Annotated in this window: 19 protein-coding genes; 2 read left to right on the top strand and 17 right to left on the bottom strand. The window is 45.1% G+C overall.

What is annotated here, in order from left to right; translation table 11 throughout:
- The first annotated feature begins 81 nt into the window (after positions 1-81).
- A complete protein-coding gene (gene glpX, locus B0H94_RS09000; protein WP_106588924.1) occupies positions 82-1,053 on the top strand; it encodes a class II fructose-bisphosphatase in 972 nt (323 codons plus the stop codon).
- A gap of 650 nt (positions 1,054-1,703) precedes the next feature.
- Here the strand turns inward: glpX and B0H94_RS08995 are convergent.
- The 4 genes from B0H94_RS08995 to lipA form a co-directional block, all read right to left on the bottom strand.
- Positions 1,704-2,135: an OsmC family protein gene (locus B0H94_RS08995; protein WP_106588923.1), complete on the bottom strand. Its 432-nt coding sequence runs from the start codon at positions 2,133-2,135 to the stop codon at positions 1,704-1,706.
- A gap of 75 nt (positions 2,136-2,210) precedes the next feature.
- Entirely contained in the window at positions 2,211-3,185 is a 975-nt protein-coding gene (locus B0H94_RS08990; RefSeq protein WP_345789040.1) for an arsenic resistance protein, read from the bottom strand.
- Between the two features lie 174 nt (positions 3,186-3,359).
- Positions 3,360-3,680 (bottom strand): YutD family protein, encoded by a 321-nt coding sequence (locus tag B0H94_RS08985; protein ID WP_106588922.1) that lies wholly within the window; start codon positions 3,678-3,680, stop codon positions 3,360-3,362.
- Positions 3,681-3,751: 71 nt separating this feature from the next.
- On the bottom strand, positions 3,752-4,675 hold the full coding sequence (gene lipA / locus B0H94_RS08980; RefSeq protein ID WP_106588921.1) for a lipoyl synthase: 924 nt from the start codon (positions 4,673-4,675) through the stop codon (positions 3,752-3,754).
- Positions 4,676-4,845: 170 nt separating this feature from the next.
- Between lipA and B0H94_RS08975 the strand changes: the two genes are divergently transcribed.
- Positions 4,846-5,790, top strand: a complete 945-nt coding sequence (locus B0H94_RS08975; protein ID WP_106588920.1) for a M23 family metallopeptidase — start codon at positions 4,846-4,848, stop codon at positions 5,788-5,790.
- Positions 5,791-5,829: 39 nt separating this feature from the next.
- Here B0H94_RS08975 and B0H94_RS08970 read toward each other — a convergent pair whose 3' ends face one another.
- From B0H94_RS08970 to sufC, 13 genes are all read right to left on the bottom strand, one after another.
- The gene (locus B0H94_RS08970; protein WP_106588919.1) at positions 5,830-7,170 is read right to left on the bottom strand and encodes a sodium-dependent transporter; all 1,341 of its coding nucleotides are present in this window, start codon (positions 7,168-7,170) and stop codon (positions 5,830-5,832) included.
- A gap of 632 nt (positions 7,171-7,802) precedes the next feature.
- Positions 7,803-8,594 carry a sporulation protein YunB gene (yunB, locus tag B0H94_RS08965; protein WP_245893945.1) on the bottom strand — a complete coding sequence of 264 codons (792 nt, stop codon included), beginning with the start codon at positions 8,592-8,594 and terminating at the stop codon, positions 7,803-7,805.
- 62 nt (positions 8,595-8,656) lie between these two features.
- A complete protein-coding gene (locus B0H94_RS08960) occupies positions 8,657-9,139 on the bottom strand; it encodes a dihydrofolate reductase (RefSeq protein ID WP_106588918.1) in 483 nt (160 codons plus the stop codon).
- Positions 9,136-9,930, bottom strand: a complete 795-nt coding sequence (locus B0H94_RS08955) for a thymidylate synthase (RefSeq protein ID WP_106588917.1) — start codon at positions 9,928-9,930, stop codon at positions 9,136-9,138. Before B0H94_RS08955 ends, B0H94_RS08960 begins: the two co-directional genes overlap by 4 nt.
- 29 nt (positions 9,931-9,959) lie before the next feature.
- The gene (locus tag B0H94_RS08950; protein WP_106588916.1) at positions 9,960-11,060 is read right to left on the bottom strand and encodes an HD-GYP domain-containing protein; all 1,101 of its coding nucleotides are present in this window, start codon (positions 11,058-11,060) and stop codon (positions 9,960-9,962) included.
- Between the two features lie 122 nt (positions 11,061-11,182).
- A complete protein-coding gene (locus tag B0H94_RS08945; protein WP_106588915.1) occupies positions 11,183-12,589 on the bottom strand; it encodes a bifunctional metallophosphatase/5'-nucleotidase in 1,407 nt (468 codons plus the stop codon).
- Positions 12,590-12,613: 24 nt separating this feature from the next.
- On the bottom strand, positions 12,614-13,438 hold the full coding sequence (locus tag B0H94_RS08940; protein WP_106588914.1) for a sulfite exporter TauE/SafE family protein: 825 nt from the start codon (positions 13,436-13,438) through the stop codon (positions 12,614-12,616).
- Entirely contained in the window at positions 13,438-14,322 is an 885-nt protein-coding gene (locus B0H94_RS08935; RefSeq protein WP_106588913.1) for a DUF72 domain-containing protein, read from the bottom strand. The genes B0H94_RS08940 and B0H94_RS08935 overlap by 1 nt, the downstream gene beginning before the upstream one ends.
- A gap of 150 nt (positions 14,323-14,472) precedes the next feature.
- Positions 14,473-15,870 (bottom strand): Fe-S cluster assembly protein SufB, encoded by a 1,398-nt coding sequence (sufB, locus tag B0H94_RS08930; protein WP_106588912.1) that lies wholly within the window; start codon positions 15,868-15,870, stop codon positions 14,473-14,475.
- A 53-nt stretch (positions 15,871-15,923) separates the two neighbouring features.
- Positions 15,924-16,394 carry a Fe-S cluster assembly sulfur transfer protein SufU gene (gene sufU / locus B0H94_RS08925; protein WP_106588911.1) on the bottom strand — a complete coding sequence of 157 codons (471 nt, stop codon included), beginning with the start codon at positions 16,392-16,394 and terminating at the stop codon, positions 15,924-15,926.
- Positions 16,381-17,601, bottom strand: a complete 1,221-nt coding sequence (locus B0H94_RS08920; protein ID WP_106588910.1) for a cysteine desulfurase — start codon at positions 17,599-17,601, stop codon at positions 16,381-16,383. The genes sufU and B0H94_RS08920 overlap by 14 nt, the downstream gene beginning before the upstream one ends.
- Positions 17,601-18,908: a Fe-S cluster assembly protein SufD gene (sufD, locus tag B0H94_RS08915; protein ID WP_106588909.1), complete on the bottom strand. Its 1,308-nt coding sequence runs from the start codon at positions 18,906-18,908 to the stop codon at positions 17,601-17,603. Before sufD ends, B0H94_RS08920 begins: the two co-directional genes overlap by 1 nt.
- 22 nt (positions 18,909-18,930) lie before the next feature.
- On the bottom strand, positions 18,931-19,728 hold the full coding sequence (gene sufC / locus B0H94_RS08910; protein WP_106588908.1) for a Fe-S cluster assembly ATPase SufC: 798 nt from the start codon (positions 19,726-19,728) through the stop codon (positions 18,931-18,933).
- Positions 19,729-19,885: the final 157 nt, after the last annotated feature.

The following is a 19,885-nucleotide window of genomic DNA, read 5'->3' as shown; positions in this document are numbered from 1 at the left end:
CTTCTGCAGATTCCTCTTTCCAACCAACTCATTTTGTATCATAATATAGGAGGTTAAATTGAAAATGGAGGAGGATGCTCGTTGGATCGTGAATTAGCACTCGAAATCGCCCGCGTAACAGAAGCTGCCGCTATCTCTAGTGCCCAATGGCTCGGACGCGGGGAAAAAAATGAAGCCGATGATGCTGCAACGACAGCTATGCGGAAAATGTTTGACTCAATTCATTGTCAAGGAACCGTTGTGATTGGTGAAGGGGAAAAAGACGAAGCACCTATGCTTTATATTGGTGAGAATGTTGGAGACGGCAAGGGTCCTGAAGTTGATATCGCCGTAGACCCTTTAGAAGGGACAAGCATTGTTGCCAAAGGCTATCCTAATGCCATGTCCATTATTGCAGTCGCTGACCGTGGCACACTTTTACATGCCCCTGACATGTATATGGAAAAGATTGTTGTCGGTCCTGAAGCGGCTGGTTTAGTCCGCATCGACGACCCCATTGAAAAAACCATTGATATAACAGCGAAAATGATGGACAAACGTGTGCGGGATGTAACGGTCATCATCCAAGAGCGCGATCGGCACAGTGATTTAATTGAGCGGGTTCGCCAAAAAGGCGCCCGCGTTAAACTATTTGGCGATGGCGATGTTGCTGCGGCAATCGCAACGGCACTTCCATCCAATGATATAGATATCTTCGCAGGAACCGGCGGCGCCCCAGAAGGAGTTATTACAGCTGCGGCAATAAAAGCGCTCGGTGGTGACATGCAGGCGCGGCTCGCACCACTTACAGAGGAAGAAACAAACCGCTGCTATGAAATGGGGATTGAAGATCCTTCGCAAGCCCTGCAGCTGAATGACCTCGTTCGTGGTGATGATGCGATTTTTGCCGCGACCGGCGTATCTTCTGGTGAATTATTAAAAGGCGTCAAATTTTTAGGCGGACACCTTGCCGAGACAGATACAATCGTTATGCGTGCAAAAACACGGACCGTACGCTTTATTCAAGCCAACCACCATCTAGAACATAAACCACACTTGTTAATGGATAACTAATCATGTTGAAAAACCCGCGGCTATCGCAGCCGCGGGTTACATACTGTCAACGAAGTACAAACCCTAACATTTACGCACAGCTTACTGCTCCGAACCGCAGGCTGCGCAACAAAACCGAATCATGAACGTGACCTTCACGCCAGACGGACGCTTTCCCGAGGGCTTGGCTTCAGCTAACTTGTTCGATTAAAAACCAATCGAACAAGTGGATCTTCAGCCTGCACTTGTCCCTCTGGGAGTCGCCGTCTTTCGTTTCGGTCACTTTTACATTTGTCTTTTGTGTATGGTTCGTTTGATCGTTCATGAAGCATCATGATGAAATTAATTCATCTAGCTATCGCTTAATCAAAAGGACCTCTACAATTTATGACCAGCAAATGACGCAAGACTGACGAGCATCGGCGGCGACGCCACCAGAAAGAGCGCGAGCCGAAAAACCCGCAGGCAGCGGTTGTCTGCCGAGGAAGTTGAGGGCGTGCCGGGGGCTAAGAAGACACGGTGCGATCAAGCGTTAGCGCAGATCAAACCGATGTCGCCCTTGTGCCCTCCGGGTGCAAGCGTCCGCCGAAAAGCGATGTCAGCCTTAGCTTTTTCAAAAGCTGGTCTACAATGTGAAACCCGCGGCTATCGCAGCCGCGGGTTTTGAAGTGTTATTTCTTTGTCCACGTATCCTGCATCGTTACGTCAGCGGCTTTCATCATTGTATAAACCGGGCAGCGGGCTTCCACTTTCTCTTGAAGTTCTTTCAACCGTTCTTCAGATTCACTCGTTTCAACAACTGCATTGACGGTAACTGTTTGGAAATAAGGACGCACTCCTTCTTGGCCCATAAAGCCTTTCGGGTTAAACTCTCCTTCAACATCAAAGTGAATGGATTGCAGATCAAAGCCCATTTCTTTGGCTACCATATTCGCAGTTACATTCTCACAAGATGCAAGCGCGGCTAAAGACGTCTGAAGTGGGTTTGGGCCTTCATTTTTACCACCCATTTGACTGCCTTCATCTAGAACTAGTTCATGGTCTCCTGCCGTTGCTGTTAATTTCAAACCTTCTGATTGACCTTTTACGTTAAATTTCATCATACAAACATCTACCTTTCTTTAATTAAAATAATATTTATCAACAGAAGTTAACCTTCTGTGGATAGCTCATTCCATCTATGCTTCGAGTTCTTTTGGGCGGAACCAACGCCTCCCTGCAATTTTGGCATAGTAAGTTATACTCTGGTATTGAACCATAAAGGCCAGCGTCACTAAGAGTGCAGCTTCTGCATCAAATGAAGCTGCAGCAATCCCTACAGCAATCGATAAGTTGCGCAGTACCGTACCATTCACAAGCGCAATGCCGTCTTCCCGTTTAAAAAACCGAGCCGCCACCCATGTGGCAAAAACGAAGTTCGCTGCAAAAAAAAGAAGAATGGCAATAGCTGCAACAGCCAGCAAACTAAGGTTATTCACAAGCATTTCCGCCCGGGCACTCGTACTAACAAACACGATATACAAAAGGCCCCAAATACTGAGCGGTGCAAATGCCGGCTTCACTTTCTTTTGGAACTCTTGAGCTGAAAAGCGCCGCTGCAAAAGTTTTGTAACAACCTGACCGAGAATAAGGGGAATTGCTACAACAAGAAAAATCGTTTGTAAAATCTCCCCAATGTTAATAGGGACATATTCACCTACCATCAGCAGTAAATACCAAGGTGTCAGCAAAGCACCTGCAACCAAGCCAAACACTGTAAGCTTAATCCCCGCTGGTACATTTCCTTTTTGTAAACCTGTCCAGGCAATGGTCATACCGCTTGTCGGTAACAGTGCAACCAAAGCAAGGCCGGCAAATAGGTGCGGTTCATCCCGTAAAACGGTAAAACCGATGATTGTTGCTACAAACGGTACCCAAATGAAATTTACAAGCATAGCAGTGGTAAGTAGTTTTTTGTAAGCGTTCAGCTTCGTTAATTCATTCATTTTTAGACCGACCATTGTAGCAAAAATCATCACAATGACCGCACCCGTTACCGTCACACTCAAAGCCGAAGTATCAACGTACAACCCAAAAAGTAAGCTGAAAATTAGGACGGTCGGTACCGCAAATAGTAAATGATCTTGCGGCATGATATAAATTCTTTTCAACATAAATATCATCTCTTTCAAACCCTTTATACCCTAAGGGGTATATTAAATATACAACAGGAAATGCTGATTGTCAACATACCCCCTTACGTATAAAAAGACCTGTAGAAACTACAGATCTTTTCAATTGACTTATATATTTTGTTCCTTGAAGTAAGTTATGCGTGCATGTTGATTTTATAATGTTTCATCAGCTGTTTCTTCATCTTTTGTTTCGTTTTCTACAGCACCAAGATTTTTCACTACAAAATAAGCACAGCCGAAGTTACAGTACTCAATAATGTAATCATAAATTGCACTCGCTTTAGTATCAAAAGTCGCTTTTTTATGATCGTCGCGAAAAAAACCTCTTAATCGAAGCTGCTCATGCCCCCAATCTCCAACGACATAATCATATTTATTTAAAACTTCGCTGTACCGTTCTTGAAATGCTGTTTCATCCCAACCTTCACGATAATCCTCAATCAGTTCAAATTGTTGATTCTGTACAGTAAACAATTTTTCCCTTCCCTCCTTCTAGAAAAAACGGACCGCCTTGAGGCGGCCCGCTCGATCAAGCAAGTGTAATATTAAGATTCTGTTGACTCAGCCTGCTGATATTTACGCGCTTCTTTCATCACTTGTGCTTCGTCCACTTGTTCGTCGGCATGATAAGAAGAACGTACGAGCGGCCCGGATTGACAATGGTCAAAGCCTTTTTCCATAGCAATTTGCTGAAGCTCACGGAATTCATCCGGGTGATAATAACGATCAACACTTAAATGTTTTTTCGTAGGCTGCAAATACTGACCGATCGTTAAAATATTCACATCATTCGCCCGCAAATCATCCATCGCTTCAATAATTTCTTCCTTTGTTTCCCCAAGACCGACCATGATACTTGACTTCGTTGGAATGTCAGGATGAAGTTCTTTAGCGTACTTCAAAAATGCAAGCGAACGATCATAGGTAGCTTTTGCACGAACGCGCGGTGTCAAGCGCCGTACCGTCTCGATGTTGTGGTTCATAATGTTCGGACGAGCTTCCATTAACGTTTTTAAATTCTCTTCATAGCCCATCATATCGGAAGGAAGTACTTCAATGGTACAGAAAGGGTTTTTACGGCGGACCGCACGAATCGTTTCAGCAAAAACTTCTGAGCCGCCGTCTTTCAAATCATCGCGGGCAACAGCTGTAATAACGACGTGCTTTAAGCCCATTTCTTCGACAGATTCACCAACTCGTTCCGGCTCGCCCCAATCCAATTCATTTGGAAGGCCGGTTTTCACCGCACAAAAGCGGCAGGCGCGTGTACATACATCTCCTAAAATCATGAATGTTGCAGTTTTACGTACAGCCCAGCACTCATGAATATTCGGGCAGCGTGCTTCTTCACACACTGTGTTTAACTTCTTTTCGCGCATCATTTTCTTCAAGCCGGTATAAGATTCGTTCGTGTTCAGCTTAATTTTCAGCCATTCCGGCTTACGAACGTGTTCTTCTTTTTTTGCCATGTATAAATCACTCCATTAAGTAAATTCCAATGAATATGTCCGTCTTCCATCAAAACTTTGAGAGAACCTTCCTATACTTTAACACGTCTTGCCCCCGGCATCAAAGCTCGAGCTTCATCATAATTCACCAGCTTTTGCTCACAATAAATATAATGATGGAGGTGCAACTGATGAGCTTAAAATATATTTTTACTGCAATTTTACTTAGCTGTTTCCTTTTGCAAACCGGCTTTACTCTGGCAGAAAATGAGGGACCGCCTTATGAAGAAATTGCTGCAGTAACAAATGTCCCATGGTACTGGCTTGCAGCTGCTGATGCTTATGAACACGGCATACGCGCCGGACGTGGAGAACCTCTTGACGATCATGAGCTTGCAATAGCTTATTCTGCAGAAGAATGGAGCGGAGCATTAAATCCGGCACTCGATGATACAGACCCTGACCGGATCAACTTTTTCCAAGGTAAAGGAAAGGACGGAAATGACAGTGGCCATGCGGACCGCGAGGAGGAATTTGATGTTTTATTTACTTTCGCAGAACATCTGGCTTCTTATGGCGTAACAGATCAAGACATACAAATCGGGCTGTGGGAGCATTACAACCGAGATCAAGCTGTCCGTTTAATCAGCGGGCACGCTGCTCTTTTAAAAGCATACACCGACCAGGACTTAAGAGAGCGCGCCTTCCCATTACCACCCAAGTCTCATTATACGTACCATAATAACTGGGGAGCTTCACGCGGATGGGGCGGGCGTCGTGCCCATGAAGGGGTTGATATATTTGCTGATTACGGTACACCCGTGCAGGCAACAACTTACGGAAGAATTGAATTAATCGGCTGGAACCGGTTTGGCGGTTGGCGGGTCGGAATTCGTGACTTATCAAATACGTATCACTACTTTGCACATTTAAGTCAGTTTACCGAGGATTTGGAGGCAGGCGATCTTGTTGAGCCCGGTGAAGTTCTTGGTTATGTCGGAAGCTCTGGATACGGCCCTGAAGGAACGAGCGGGCGCTTTCCACCTCATCTTCATTACGGCATGTACCGGGATAACGGCCATACAGAATGGGCATTAAATCCATATTTCCATTTAAAAATGTGGGACGAAAAGTAAAAAACCGCTGCACATATCGCCATGTACAGCGGTTTTTCTTTACGAGAAGATGTTAGCCAAAATCACAAGCGCAATGCCCAGTGGTGCAACAATCCGGAGGAACCAAATCCAGATCGAGCCGATTGGTGAGCCGGAAAGACCTGCTTCGTTTAAAGCTTCTTCCTGCTTCCAACCCCAGCCGACAAAGAGAGCGATAATTAATCCGCCAAGAGCCAGCGTATATTCATCTGTAACCATGTCGACAAAGTCTAAAAACGGCTGACCAGCAATTAAGAAATCTCCAAGCGGTCCACCTTGACTTAATGCAGATGGTACACCTAAGAGGGTAACGAGCGTCCCTACTGTCAGCGCAGCCTGCTTACGGCTCCAGCTAAACTTACGCATCGCAAAAGCAACACTAACTTCTAGTAGCGAAATTGCTGATGATAGGGCAGCTACAGCTACAAGGAAGAAGAATAAAATCGCAAAGAACATTCCGCCGCTGCCGAGCATGTTAAAGACTTCAGGCAGAATAATAAAGATGAGCCCCGGCCCTGCGTCCGGTTCAACAGCAAATGTGTATACCGCAGGAAAGATAACAATACCTGCGATGATTGCAAACAATGTGTCCAATAAGACCACATTACCTGCAGCACTTGGCAGACGTGTCGTCTTAGGCAGGTAGCTGCTGTACGTGATCATTGCAGCCATACCAAGCGATAAGGTAAAGAATGCCTGACCAATCGCTGACACATATACGCCTGGATCGCTAAAGGCAGCCCAGTCCGGTGAGAATAAGAAGGCAAGACCTTCTGCTGCACCATCAAGTGTTAAGCTGTAAACAGCAAGGACAATTAAAATCACCGCTAATAACGGCATGAAAATCCGGTTGGACAGCTCAATACCTTTCTTAACACCAAAGTAAACAATCCCGATAACAACAGCCATAAACAGAAACTGCCAGAAAATTGGACCGGCGGTTGATCCTACAAAATCAGTGAAGAAGGATTCAAATCCACCTTCCGGTACACTGGCTGCAGCGCCTGTTAAGTAACTGTAGAAAAAGTACAGCACCCAACCTGCAATAACGCCGTAAAAGGATAAGATTAAAAATGAGGATAACACCCCTAAAATACCGCCGAGCGGCCAGAGCGTTTTAGGCGCCTTGGATGTAAAAGCTGCCACTGCATCTGTCTGCCCGCGACGGCCAATCGTAAACTCAGCAAGAAGTACTGGCAGTCCGATTAAAAAGATACAGGCAATATAAATTAATAAAAAAGCGCCGCCGCCACTTTCACCGGCTACGTAAGAGAAACGCCAAATGTTCCCTAAGCCAACAGCTGAACCGACAGCCGCCAGTATAAAGCCGAGTTTCGTCGCAAACTGTTCGCGACCATTCATTGCACACAACCCCTTTCATATATTTTGCACCGTTACTGTGCTTATGTAAGTCTACGTTTTACATATAGAAAAATAACTTCGAATTATTTGAAAATTAACATCGACTTACACTCAAATATCACAGCTTTACAGTGTCTAGACTTATTATAATGGGCAACTACGTACATGTCAAAAAATTTCAATAATCTGAATAGTTAGTGGTTATCGACCAAAGCTACATACGAGTGGCCAAGTTAGACAGCGACTTCATCTGTTCCTAAAGCTTGATTTCGTCGGACCTGTTTTGCTACCGGCGAACACTTTCGCCTCTTCAAAACGGACACCCTCATTGCAATGGGGGATCAGCCACCTAGTTTTTTGAAGGGTTATCTTTTTTGTTGTATTTACTCCTGCATCAAAGCTTTCGAAACAACCTTATTCCAGCTCCCTCCGGTCATGGACTATGAACAACTTTTAACGAGGAAAAGCTGACAAGCATTAAGGGGAACGCCTGCTAAAAACGAGTACGCCCGCCAGCAGGTGTTTTGCCGGCGAGGTTGCATACCTAACCGAAGCAAGCGTCCACAGAAATGCATAGTCAGCCGCAGTTAATCTTTACAAGATTTTTTCTACAAGCTGTAAAGAACCCTTTCTCATTCTTCTAAAGCATCATTTAAATCTTCTTCCTGAATGATTGCCGGCGCAGGCATTCCACTACCGTCACCATGATTGTAAAAGTCCGGAACTTCCCCAGGAACAAACACCATCCCGGCCGGTACAGCCGTCTCTACAACAGAAGTTTCTGTTGCAAACGGGATAATCACTTCAACATCGACCTTCAGCAGTACTGAGACTCGAATATAAGTGTTGTTAATTCCCGTTTCTTCGATCTCTTCAAGCATTTCTGCTTCTACATCACCAATGACAGAAAAACGGACCGGGATTTTAGGTCCAAGGTGGGCAAGCAGTGCATTATTTGTCGCCTGACCTAACGGGATCATGTGAATAATACCTTCTTCTGTATAGTCAGCATCTTCAATTTCAAGCCTGATCCCATCCGGTAGTTCGAGCTCATCTACCCGGCCTTCTTCCATCAACTTTAAATACTTCTGAACACGCAGCACAGACTCACTCAGAACACGGTTATAAATACGGGAGTTAAATTCAATCGATGTAATGACGCCATCGTCATTGGTGTCAACTTCAACTAAGTCTTCCATATCCGTACTCTCGACAACTTTTTTTGAAATCGCATCATTAATCGCCTGAGTTGCAATTTTTTGCGTTTCCGTTTCCGCTATAGCGACAAGCGTCGGCCGAATACCTTGATCCACAAGCCATAAGCCATGCAGTGTCAAAACTGTAAAAATTAATACAGACCAAATCATGACATAACGTAATGGCAGCGGCCCCCGGGGTTTTTTCGGCGTTTTCAAACCTTTCAAAATGATCAACCCCCTTTTACGCACATTACATACGTATGCGTCAAAGGGGGTTGTCACCACTGCTATTCAGCTTTTCGCCGTTTACATAAAAACCGATGAGCATAACGGTTTTTCTCATCAACATCGCCAGTCTCTTCCCATACCGTCTCCCACTTGGATTCATCCCAGGCAGGAAAATACGTGTCACCTATAAAAGAGGCCTCAATTTCTGTGATGTAAAGTGTATCGGCATGTGATAAAAATTGATTATAAATTTCGGCACCGCCGATAATGAAGACGTCATGATAACTCTTTACAACCTCATCAGCATCATGAAATACCTGACATTCTTCAGGAGCTTGAAAAGATGGATCACGCGTTAAAATGACATTTGTTCGTTTTGGCAGCGGGCGACCAATCGATTCAAACGTTTTCCGGCCCATGACGACCGGATAGCCTTCAGTCATCTGCTTAAAAAACTTTAAATCATTCGGCAGGTGCCACGGCATTTCACCGTTATATCCAATCACACGGTTTTCATCCATGGCTGCAATCAAGGCAATCATACCGATACCTCTCCTTTAATTGCCGGATGAGGGTCATAGCCTTGAATTGAGATGTCCTCATGCTGAAAAGAAAATAAGTTGTCTACATCCGGATTCAAGTGTACAGTTGGCAGCACATGAGGCGAACGCTGCAGTTGGGTTTTTACTTGTTCAACATGATTGTTATAAATATGAACATCACCAAACGTATGAATAAACTCACCTGGTTTATAGCCGGTAACATGTGCAACCATATGCGTTAAGAGAGCGTATGAGGCAATATTAAACGGCACGCCGAGAAATAAATCTGCGCTCCGCTGATAAAGCTGGCAGGAAAGACGTCCGTTGGATACGTAAAATTGAAATAGGCAGTGACACGGGGCCAGTGCCATATCTTCAATTTCTGCGGCGTTCCAAGCACTTACAACGAGCCGGCGTGAATCCGGATTATGACGGATTGCCTCAATAACATCTGCAAGCTGGTCCACAGTTTGACCATCTGCTCCTTCCCAGCTACGCCACTGCTTTCCATAAACAGGCCCGAGCTCCCCGTGCTCATCCGCCCACGCATCCCAAATGTGCACATTTCTGTCCGTTAAATAATGAATGTTTGTATCTCCAGCTAGAAACCAAAGTAATTCATGAATAATGCCGCGGGTAAATACTTTTTTCGTCGTTAAAAGCGGAAAACCTTCAGACAAATCATGCCTGAACTGATAACCAAACAGACTTATGGTGCCTGTCCCTGTCCGGTCTGATTTTTGTGTTCCTTCTTGAAGCACTTTCTCACACAACGTTAAATATTGTTCCATAATGGAAGCCTCCGTTTTTTCGGCCGGTGTTAACCTACCGGCGCTGATGCTTGAATGAGAATGCTCGGATTCTCAAGTAGATTCAGGTCATAGGGCGTATCGAGGCTCCGGCTTGCTTCATCCGTAAGTACACGAACGTTCGGTCTTGAGGTCATTTCACCATTTTGACTGACGACCACTGCTTCGCGGCCATCTGTTAGTGTGACCATCATTCCGTTTGGATACAACGCAATGATCCGGCTGAATGTGTCAACAAGTCGGTCATCAAATAGCTCTCCCACCCCGGCATAAAGAATCTCCATTCCTTCATGAGGAAGCATAGCTTTACGATAAACACGGTTTGAAGTTACCGCATCAAATACGTCTGCAACTGCTAATATTTTTGCGTACGGATGAATGGCTTCTTCAGCGATCCCGCGCGGATACCCGGAACCATTTAAGCGCTCATGATGCTGATAAGCACAATGAGCGGTAAGCAGCGAAATGTTCGGTTGATCTTTCAACATTAGAAAACCCATTTCAGGGTGCTTTTTAATATGTTCAAACTCATGGTCATCAAGCTTGCCAGTTTTGTGCAGCACTTCAGGCTTAAGCTGCATCTTTCCAATATCATGGAGGATCGCCCCCATCCCGATTGCCCTTAATTCTTGACGATTATAACCATGCGCCATAGCAAGGCGCAGTGTATACATCGTTACATTCAAAGAGTGCGTGAAGATGTAGGAGTCATAAGCAAAAGCGTCAGATAATAACGAGAGCGCCTCTTCGCTATTTTGTAAGTCCTCCATCACCTTTTCTACCACATTACCGAAAGCTTGATTCCATGCCGGTGAAACATCACGGTTAAACATCGGATTTTTATTCGGCACTTCTGCTGCTACTTGAAACTGCTCTTTAATCGTCTGCATCGCCTCTACCCGAGTTTGTGGATTGAGTGGCGATGTAACTTCAATATCCTCGGTTCGTTTATCTTCCACATAAATATATGTGATGCCTTTATTGTTAAGACGCGACAATAAGCGTTCTGTCAACGTCACCCCAGCCTGTAGAAGTACTTGGCCGTTATCACTGTAGATCGGCTGGGCAAGTACCTCATTCGGCTTTACTTGCGCTGCCGGGAGCAGTTTCATGTCCTATCCCTCTTTCTCTGCACGAAGCAACCTACGCTAAATTTGACAAATATTCAGCTCAAGTGTAAAAAACTTTATTCGCAGGAGCAAACCATTTATTTACACATCTTGCATTTGCCTTTTTATCCGTTTAGCGACGACAGTTCTTGAAGGTGGGCAGCAAGGACATCACGGAGCATCTCAGGCATAAAATATTCTTTTGCAGCAGCTTGGGCAAGACCAGGATATAAATAGCCGAAGGTGAACATATCCACTGTCGCCAGCCGGTACTCAGCTTTTGCATTTAATGGGGCATCGTGAATTTTAATATCTTTGATATGATATGATCCGTCTTCTCTTGTCTTTAACGTGTAATCCAGACCAGCTGTTTCCATAAATCCTAACTTATGACCGCGAAACCCAAACCCTTGTACTTCAAGGTTAATCATTCGCGACGTACAGGCAGCTTGCAATGTTTCTTTTAAAACAGCACCAGTGACCGTTAATGTGCATGGGTTTACTGGATGCGGACAAATCTCATGTAAATCACCTGCAGTCACAGTACCTGCATCTAAATGATCTAAAAGCAGACCGGCATTTACCATAGCAATATCGGTACCACACCAGCTCCGCACCGCTTCTGCCAATTCGCGGCCAAACGGCGAAGACTGATTCCAATCTATTTGTAACGGCTTTGCCAACTCAATCAGTGGCTGATTCAACGCACGCTCTGCTTCTGTTTCAATACATGTCATAAGTTCAGCGGTATCTTCATCTGTTTCATGTTGATGCAAAGAAACAGCCCAGCCTTCTTTATGCTGCAGTGCTTTCGTTTTCGGGTCATAAGTGATTTGCATCTGCCCAATGTAATAACCGTGCTTGCCGGCCTGCCCAATTGTCGTCCCATTAACTTCCACAGCTTCTTTAAACAAATGGTGCGTATGAGCACCTAAAATGAGGTCCAGCCCTTCAAATGAAGCTGCCAGCTTTTCATCTTTTGGATATCCAAGGTGTGACAACACGACTACAAGATCGGATTGCGCTTTAAGCTCAGGCAAAATTTCAGCTAAAGACACTTCCGGGTCTTCCACCTGCCAGCCGAGCTTATCATACATTGGGTAAAATGGTGCCGTTAAACCGGTAATGCCAATTTTAAAACCATCCTCAAGCTCAACAACATCATATGGCACTGCCCATGCCGGACGTTCGCCTTCAAGCGTAAATAAGTTAGCTAGTACAATTGTAAATGCTGCATCGTCGTAAAGCTTATTTAAATCCGCTCTTGAAAATGTAATGCCTTCATTATTTCCAATCGTTGCATGGTGGATCGGTGAGGCATTTAACAACTTCGTGTTGGCTGTACCTTTTGTTCCTTCAGTTAACGGGTGCACTTTATCAGCGTGGTCCCCAATATCAACATATAATGCCGACGTACTTCGTTCAGCGTGACGCGCCTGCTCTTTTTTCAAGTACGATACGATGGCAGGCCATTGGGTCAGGTTGCTGTGTAAATCGTTGAGATGATAAATTGTTAAAGTTTTTTCCTTCAAAGACAGCCATCCTTTCTTATACCATTAACCGCCAGTCACTCCCTGCCAAATAAGACGCAGGCCGATAATGATTAAAAATAACCGAAAAACAAAGACGAGGCGTTCACTTGATAAACGTTGATTAAAAGCTGCACCTAGTTTCGCGCCAAACCAAGCTGCCGGAATGAGTACAACCGCATAAAGCCATTCTACATTTCCAAGTAAAGCGTGAGCACCGGAGCTGATAAGTGCAGAAAGTAAAATCATAAACATTGACGTAGCCACAGCAAAATGCGGAGGAAAACCAAACAACAAAATCATTGCAGGCACCATCAATGTTCCCCCGCCGATCCCAAATAAGCCAGACACCATACCGACAATAAATGAGATGCTGACGGCTGGAAGAATTGAAAACCCATATGCAGTCTCTTTACCATTATCGTTAATATATGTACGTTGAATTCCGTCGGTTTTTAGCGGCAGCGGTTTTAGCCGATGCCGGACCATTAAAATAAATGAAACGAAAACGACAAAAATACCAAAGTATACGAAAAACGCATCCGCATCCAAGCCTTGGTTCAGCCATACGCCAACGAGCGCACCCGGACCGCTCCCCCCGAAAAAAATTGCTCCTGCCTGCAGATCAACAGTCCGCTGTTTCACATACGCAAGGGTCGATGCTAGCCCTGTAGCTACCATAATCAACAGAGAAGTTCCGACAGCGTTTTGCGGTGTGATTCCTTGCAGCCAGCTTGTATATTCCCCAATCATTAATAAGGCGGGTACAATAATAATACCGCCACCAAGCCCCATTAAACTACCGATAGCACCAGCAGTGATCCCAACAACGAAAAGCAGCACCCAAACCATTAATGTCCACCTTCTGTACGCCCGTCATCAAACAAGTTTAACTGTTTCGGGGCAAGCCCTTCATAAGTGATACCTGCAAGTTCTAAAAATGTTTGCGCGTTCTTTGCAGCATGACCTCCGGAATTATTATTAAAAATGACATAGACTTGTTGTGTGGCTTTTTCTAGACGGCGAGCCGCCTCTACCCATTCTTTTAATTCTTCAGCAGAATAATCATATAAATACCGAACTTTACGCCAAGATTCATCATCCGGTCCTGTTTTTGCCTGCCGCCACCCTTGTGAATTACGACCATGCAGCCGAATAAGCGATTTCTCATCATGGGTGACTTCAACAACAGATGGCACTGAACCTTCACCTACCTGTGGTTCATCACAAACCGTATGAATCCAGTTTTCTGCTTCCATAAAACTTAAAGTACGATCATAGTACTTAGACTTAAACCAACTTTGGTGGCGGAACTCTAGCGCAGCCGGAAGACCGGAAAGTTCAGTTCGAACGCGCCGGAGTACATCGACATGTTCCTGCCGGCAGTCAAACCAAGGGGGAAACTGGCAAAGGACCATCGCTAACCTACCTTGTACTTCAAACGGCTTGATGCCTTCACGAAAAGCAGCAAACATCTCTTCTTTTGAAGCATAAGGGCTCTCGCCACGTTGGTGACCAGTCATACCTTGATAAGCTTTAATCACAAACTGAAAGCTATCCGGTGCTGCCTGCAACCATTTATATGCTTTTGCTTCATTAGGCACAGCATAAAATGAGGTATCCATCTCCACAATCGGGAAATGTGCTGCATAAGCGGCTAGCTCTTCACCTTTTCTTGTTGTAGAAGTATAAAGATCAGGATGGTCTGTCCAGCTTGTGAGTCCAGTATAAATCATGATTCTCGCCTTCTTTCCCTATGTATAACAAAACAAGAAAAAGCCGGCTGCTGCATCGTATAATTACAGCCGGTTATTGAAAAAGAAGGCTGTCCCGGATACGACAGGACAGCCTCTACGCCTAGCTTTATGACACGAACCGGTAGGAAATTAACCGATAGAACCTTCCATTTCGAAACGGATCAAGCGGTTCATTTCCACTGCATATTCCATTGGCAGTTCTTTTGTAAACGGCTCAATAAAGCCCATAACGATCATTTCAGTCGCTTCTAATTCAGAAATGCCGCGGCTCATCAAGTAGAAAAGCTGCTCTTCGGAAACTTTAGAAACCGTTGCTTCGTGCTCAAGCGTAATGTTGTTATTTAAAATTTCATTGTACGGAATCGTGTCCGATGTGGATTCTTGGTCCATAATGAGCGTGTCACACTCAATCTTGGATTTCGAACCGTCAGACTTACGGCCGAAGTGAGAAATTCCACGGTAGCTTACTTTACCACCCTGTTTGGAAATCGACTTAGATACAATCGTCGAGGAACAGTTTGGCGCCAAGTGATAAGCCTTTGCTCCAGCGTCCTGATGCTGACCTTTCCCAGCAATTGCGATGGAAAGGATATTTCCTTTTGCACCTTCACCTTTCATAATAATCGCCGGATATTTCATTGTTACTTTCGAGCCAATGTTACCGTCAACCCACTCTACGGTTGCATTTTCATGAGCAACGGAACGCTTCGTAACCAAGTTGTAAATGTTAGGTGCCCAGTTCTGAATCGTTGTATAACGGGTGTAGGCATCTTTTTTCGTAATGATTTCTACGACAGCACTGTGAAGTGAATCTGTACCATATACAGGTGCAGTACAACCTTCTACATAATGCACAGAACTTCCTTCATCTGCAACGATCAGTGTACGCTCAAACTGACCCATGTTTTCCGAGTTAATCCGGAAATAAGCTTGCAGCGGCGTATCTGTTTTTACACCTTTTGGCACGTAGACGAATGAGCCACCGGACCATACAGCAGAGTTAAGAGCAGCAAATTTGTTATCCGATGGTGGAATGACTGTACCGAAGTATTCACGGAAAAGATCTTCATTTTCTTTCAACGCTGTATCTGTATCTTTAAAGACGATGCCCTGCTTTTCCAAGTCTTCCTGCATATTGTGATAAACAACTTCAGACTCATATTGTGCAGATACACCAGCAAGATACTTTTGCTCCGCTTCCGGAATACCAAGCTTATCAAATGTGTTTTTGATCTCTTCCGGCACTTCATCCCATGAAGTTTCCGAGCGCTCAGACGGCTTCACGTAATACGTGATATCGTCAAAATCCAAACCGCTTAAGTCGCCGCCCCACTGTGGCATCGGCATACTATAAAACTTCTCCAACGAGCTGAGACGGAATTCTAGCATCCACTCCGGCTCTTCTTTCATCTCGGAGATCTCGCGGACGACACCTTCTGTCAAGCCGCGCTCCGAGCGGTAAATTGAAACGTCACGGTCAGAAAAACCGTATTGATATTCTTCAATGTCTGGCATTTCTTTCGCCATGTGAAAACCTCCTTCAAAATGGGTGTCCGTGCAGCATCTACATTTACAGTAGATTAATCGTCGTCGTCCTCGTCCTCACCGTCCGAGTTGTCAGCACCCAGTCCCTGTTCCATCGCTTTCCAAGCTAGTGTTGCACACTTGATGCGGGCCGGAAACTTTGTTACACCTTGAAGTGCTTCGACATCACCAAGATCGTACTTCTCATCTTCGTAATCGGCACCCTGCATCATGTTAGAGAAGATCTCAGCAATTTCGACCGCTTCTTCGACTGGACGCCCTCTCACGATCTCAGTCATCATCGAAGCGGATGCTAAGCTAATCGAGCAACCTTCCCCAACAAACTTGGCTTCTTCAATTTTATCATTTTCTACGCTCATTTGCAGTTGAATCCGATCACCGCACGTCGGATTATTCATATTGACGGTAACTGTTTCACCATCAACGTCACCACGGTTGCGCGGATTCTTGTAATGATCCATAATCACTTGGCGGTAAAGTGTATCCAGGTCGCTATGCAAAGACATCACCAAAATACTCCTTTGTCTTATTCAAGCCGTTTACAAGTGCATCTACATCTTCTTCTGTGTTGTACAAGTAAAAGCTTGCCCGGGCGGTTGCAGTTACATTAAGCCATTTCATCAACGGCTGCGCGCAGTGGTGTCCGGCACGCACCGCAATGCCTTCTGCATCAAGTACGGTCGCAACATCATGCGGATGGACATCTTCACTGTTAAACGTGACAAGACCTGCACGTTTTTCAGGGCCGTATATTGTTAAGCCGTCGACTTCCTGCAGCCGCTCAAGCGCATATGAAGCCAGCTTTTCTTCATGGGCCATAATATTTTCAAGGCCAATATCCTCAATGAAATCAATCGCGGCACCCAAACCGATCGCACCAGCGATAATCGGAGTTCCTCCTTCGAATTTCCACGGGAGATCTTTCCATGTTGCATCATATAAATCAACAAAATCGATCATTTCCCCGCCGAATTCGAACGGCTCCATATTTTTCAAATGCTTCTTCTTCCCGTAAAGTACACCTACACCTGTTGGGCCACACATTTTATGCGCTGAAAATGCAAAGAAATCACAGTTCAGATCTCTAACATCGACCGGCATATGCGGCGTACTCTGGGCCCCATCAATGACAGTTACAGCACCGTATTCATGGGCGATTTCTGTCACTTCTTTTACTGGGTTAATCAAACCGAGAACATTGGAAACATGCATCATAGCTACGATCTTAGTGCGCTCGCTCATCGTCTCTCGGACATTTTCAAGCGTCACAGTCCCGTCTTCTTCAAGCGGGATATATTTCAACCGGGCACCGGTTGCTTTAGCAACCTGCTGCCATGGAATAATATTCGAATGGTGCTCCATCGGTGTTAGCACAATCTCATCATCTTCACTCAAGTTGGCGCGGCCGTAACTTTGCGCAATTGTATTGATCGCTGTTGTGGTACCGCGAGTAAAAATGATCTGCTCTGTACTTTTAGCTCCGATAAAGTTTTTCACCTTTTCCCTTGCACCTTCATAGCCGTCAGTTGCCCACGAACCGAGCGTGTGCACGCCGCGGTGAACATTGGAGTTGTATCGGCGGTAATAATCATTTACCGCTTCAATGACTGGCAAAGGTTTTTGCGATGTTGCTGCGCTGTCAAGGTAAACGAGCGGCTGCCCGTTCACCTCTTGATCAAGCACAGGGAACAACGACTTGATTTCGTTGTTCATTAATAAACTTTCCTTTCGATGACTTCACCCATACGGTCTTTCACAGACTGTACTGGAAGTTCACCGACAACCGGTGCAAGGAACCCGTGAATGATAAGACGCTCCGCTTCATGACGCGGAATGCCACGGCTCATCATATAATACATCTGCATCGGATCAATTTTACCGACAGAGGCTGCGTGGCCGGCTGTTACATCATCTTCATCGATTAACAAAATCGGGTTCGCATCTCCACGGGATTTGTCACTAAGCATCAAGACGCGTTCTGTCTGTTCGCCATGAGCTTTTGTCGCCGCTTTTTCGATCTTTGTAATACCGTTAAAGATCGATGTTGCCCGGTCCTTCATAACACCATGCTTTAAGATATAACCTTCAGAGTGCTTACCATAATGAACAATATCTGTCGTGAAATTCTGCGTCTGTTGATTACGGCCGATTGAAACCGTCTTTGTATCCGCATAGGAGCCATCGCCCATCAAATACGTCATGTTTTCAGATACAGTGTTACCGTCGTTCATCTGGCCTAGCGCCCATTCAAGCTTCGCGTCTTTAGCAACATGGCCGCGGCGATTCACATACGTTGTCATACCTTCTTCAAAGTTATCAACTGCACCAAAAGAAACGTGAGCGCCATCGCCAACGTACACTTCGGAAATAAGGTTGGATACAGAAGCTTCTTTTGAGAAGGAAACGTAGTTTTCCAAGAATGTTACGCGGCTGTTCGCTTCTGCTACCACAATAACATGGTTCACTAAGCCGACGTTTTCATCTTTCTGCCAGTTCAAGGTTTGCAGTGGCGCTTCTACTTCCGTATTTTTCGGAACATAGACAAACACGCCGCCATTCATCACAGCTGTATTTAAAGCAGTAAGCTTATGGTTGTCTTTGCCCATTGCAGGTCCCATAAAGTACTTTTCTACGAGGTCACTGTGCTCACGTACTGCAGTCTCAATATCCGTGAAAATAACTCCCTGCTCACGGAGGCGGTCGCTCACCTGCACGTAAGAAGGCTGACCATCCTGCTGTACAATCAAGTTCTGTTCCTCTACATTCTCATCGATCAGCACACGAATATCGTCATTCAGCTCACTAATCGCGGTCACTCGCTCAGCTTTCGGAGCTTCAAAGTTAAAGGATGTGAAATCCCACTTTTTAATGTTTGTTTTATCCGGCTTCGGCAGGGCGAGCTCATCCACTTGCGCCGCTGCCTCCAAGCGCCGGTTTACAAGCCAATCCGGCTCGCCGCGGCGCTCTGCAAAAGCTTTTAGCTCGTTTTGATCAAACGTTGGTTTCGTTTCTACTGACATAGTCGTACCTCCTCCCTCACGCTTACGCTTCTTGATTAGCTTCTTGTCCGACACGCTCATCTTCAATGCCGAGTTCTTCTTTAATCCAGTCGTAACCTTCATTCTCAAGACGTTGTGCAAGCTGTGCGTCGCCGGATTTCACGATACGACCCTGCATCATCACGTGGACATGGTCTGGTGTAATATAGTCGAGCAGACGTTGATAGTGGGTGATGATTAAACAACCAAAGTTTTCACCGCGTAGATCGTTAATACCATTTGACACAACTTTCAACGCGTCGATATCAAGGCCTGAATCGACTTCATCAAGAATGGCAATCTTCGGTTCCATCATCATCAGCTGTAAAATTTCGTTACGCTTCTTCTCACCGCCGGAGAAACCTTCGTTCAAGTAACGCTGGGAGAAGGCTGGATCCATTTCAAGCGTGTCCATCTGGCTTTCCATTTTACGGATAAATTTCATAAGCGAGATTTCATCGCCTTCTTCACGGCCAGCATTAATTGCTGAACGCATGAAGTCAGCATTGGTTACACCGCTGATTTCTGAAGGATACTGCATTGCGAGGAACATCCCTGCACGTGCACGCTCATCAACTTCCATTTCAAGTACATCTTCGCCATCAAGATGAACTGTACCAGCCGTGATTTCATATTTCGGGTGTCCCATAATCGCAGAAGCAAGTGTGGACTTACCTGTACCATTAGGACCCATAATTGCGTGAATTTCACCGCTATTAATTTCAAGGCTGAAACCCTTAATAATTTCTGTGCCTTCAATTTCAACATATAGGTTTTCAATCTTCAAAGTTGAACCTGCCATACATATAACCTCCATTTTATCCATAATTAAAGGAAGAAGCTTCACGAGCTTCATTCTCAATTTATTCTCATTATTATTTTAAAACAAATTCAAAGTGACTGCAAGGATAAGAGCGAACCTCTTTGCTAGCAGGCTTGCCTAGTTTTCGCCTTGCAAA

It is taken from the genome of Salsuginibacillus halophilus, from assembly GCF_003014715.1.
GTDB lineage: Bacteria > Bacillota > Bacilli > Bacillales > Marinococcaceae > Salsuginibacillus > Salsuginibacillus halophilus.
This window is presented reverse-complemented; position numbering and strand designations above follow the sequence as displayed.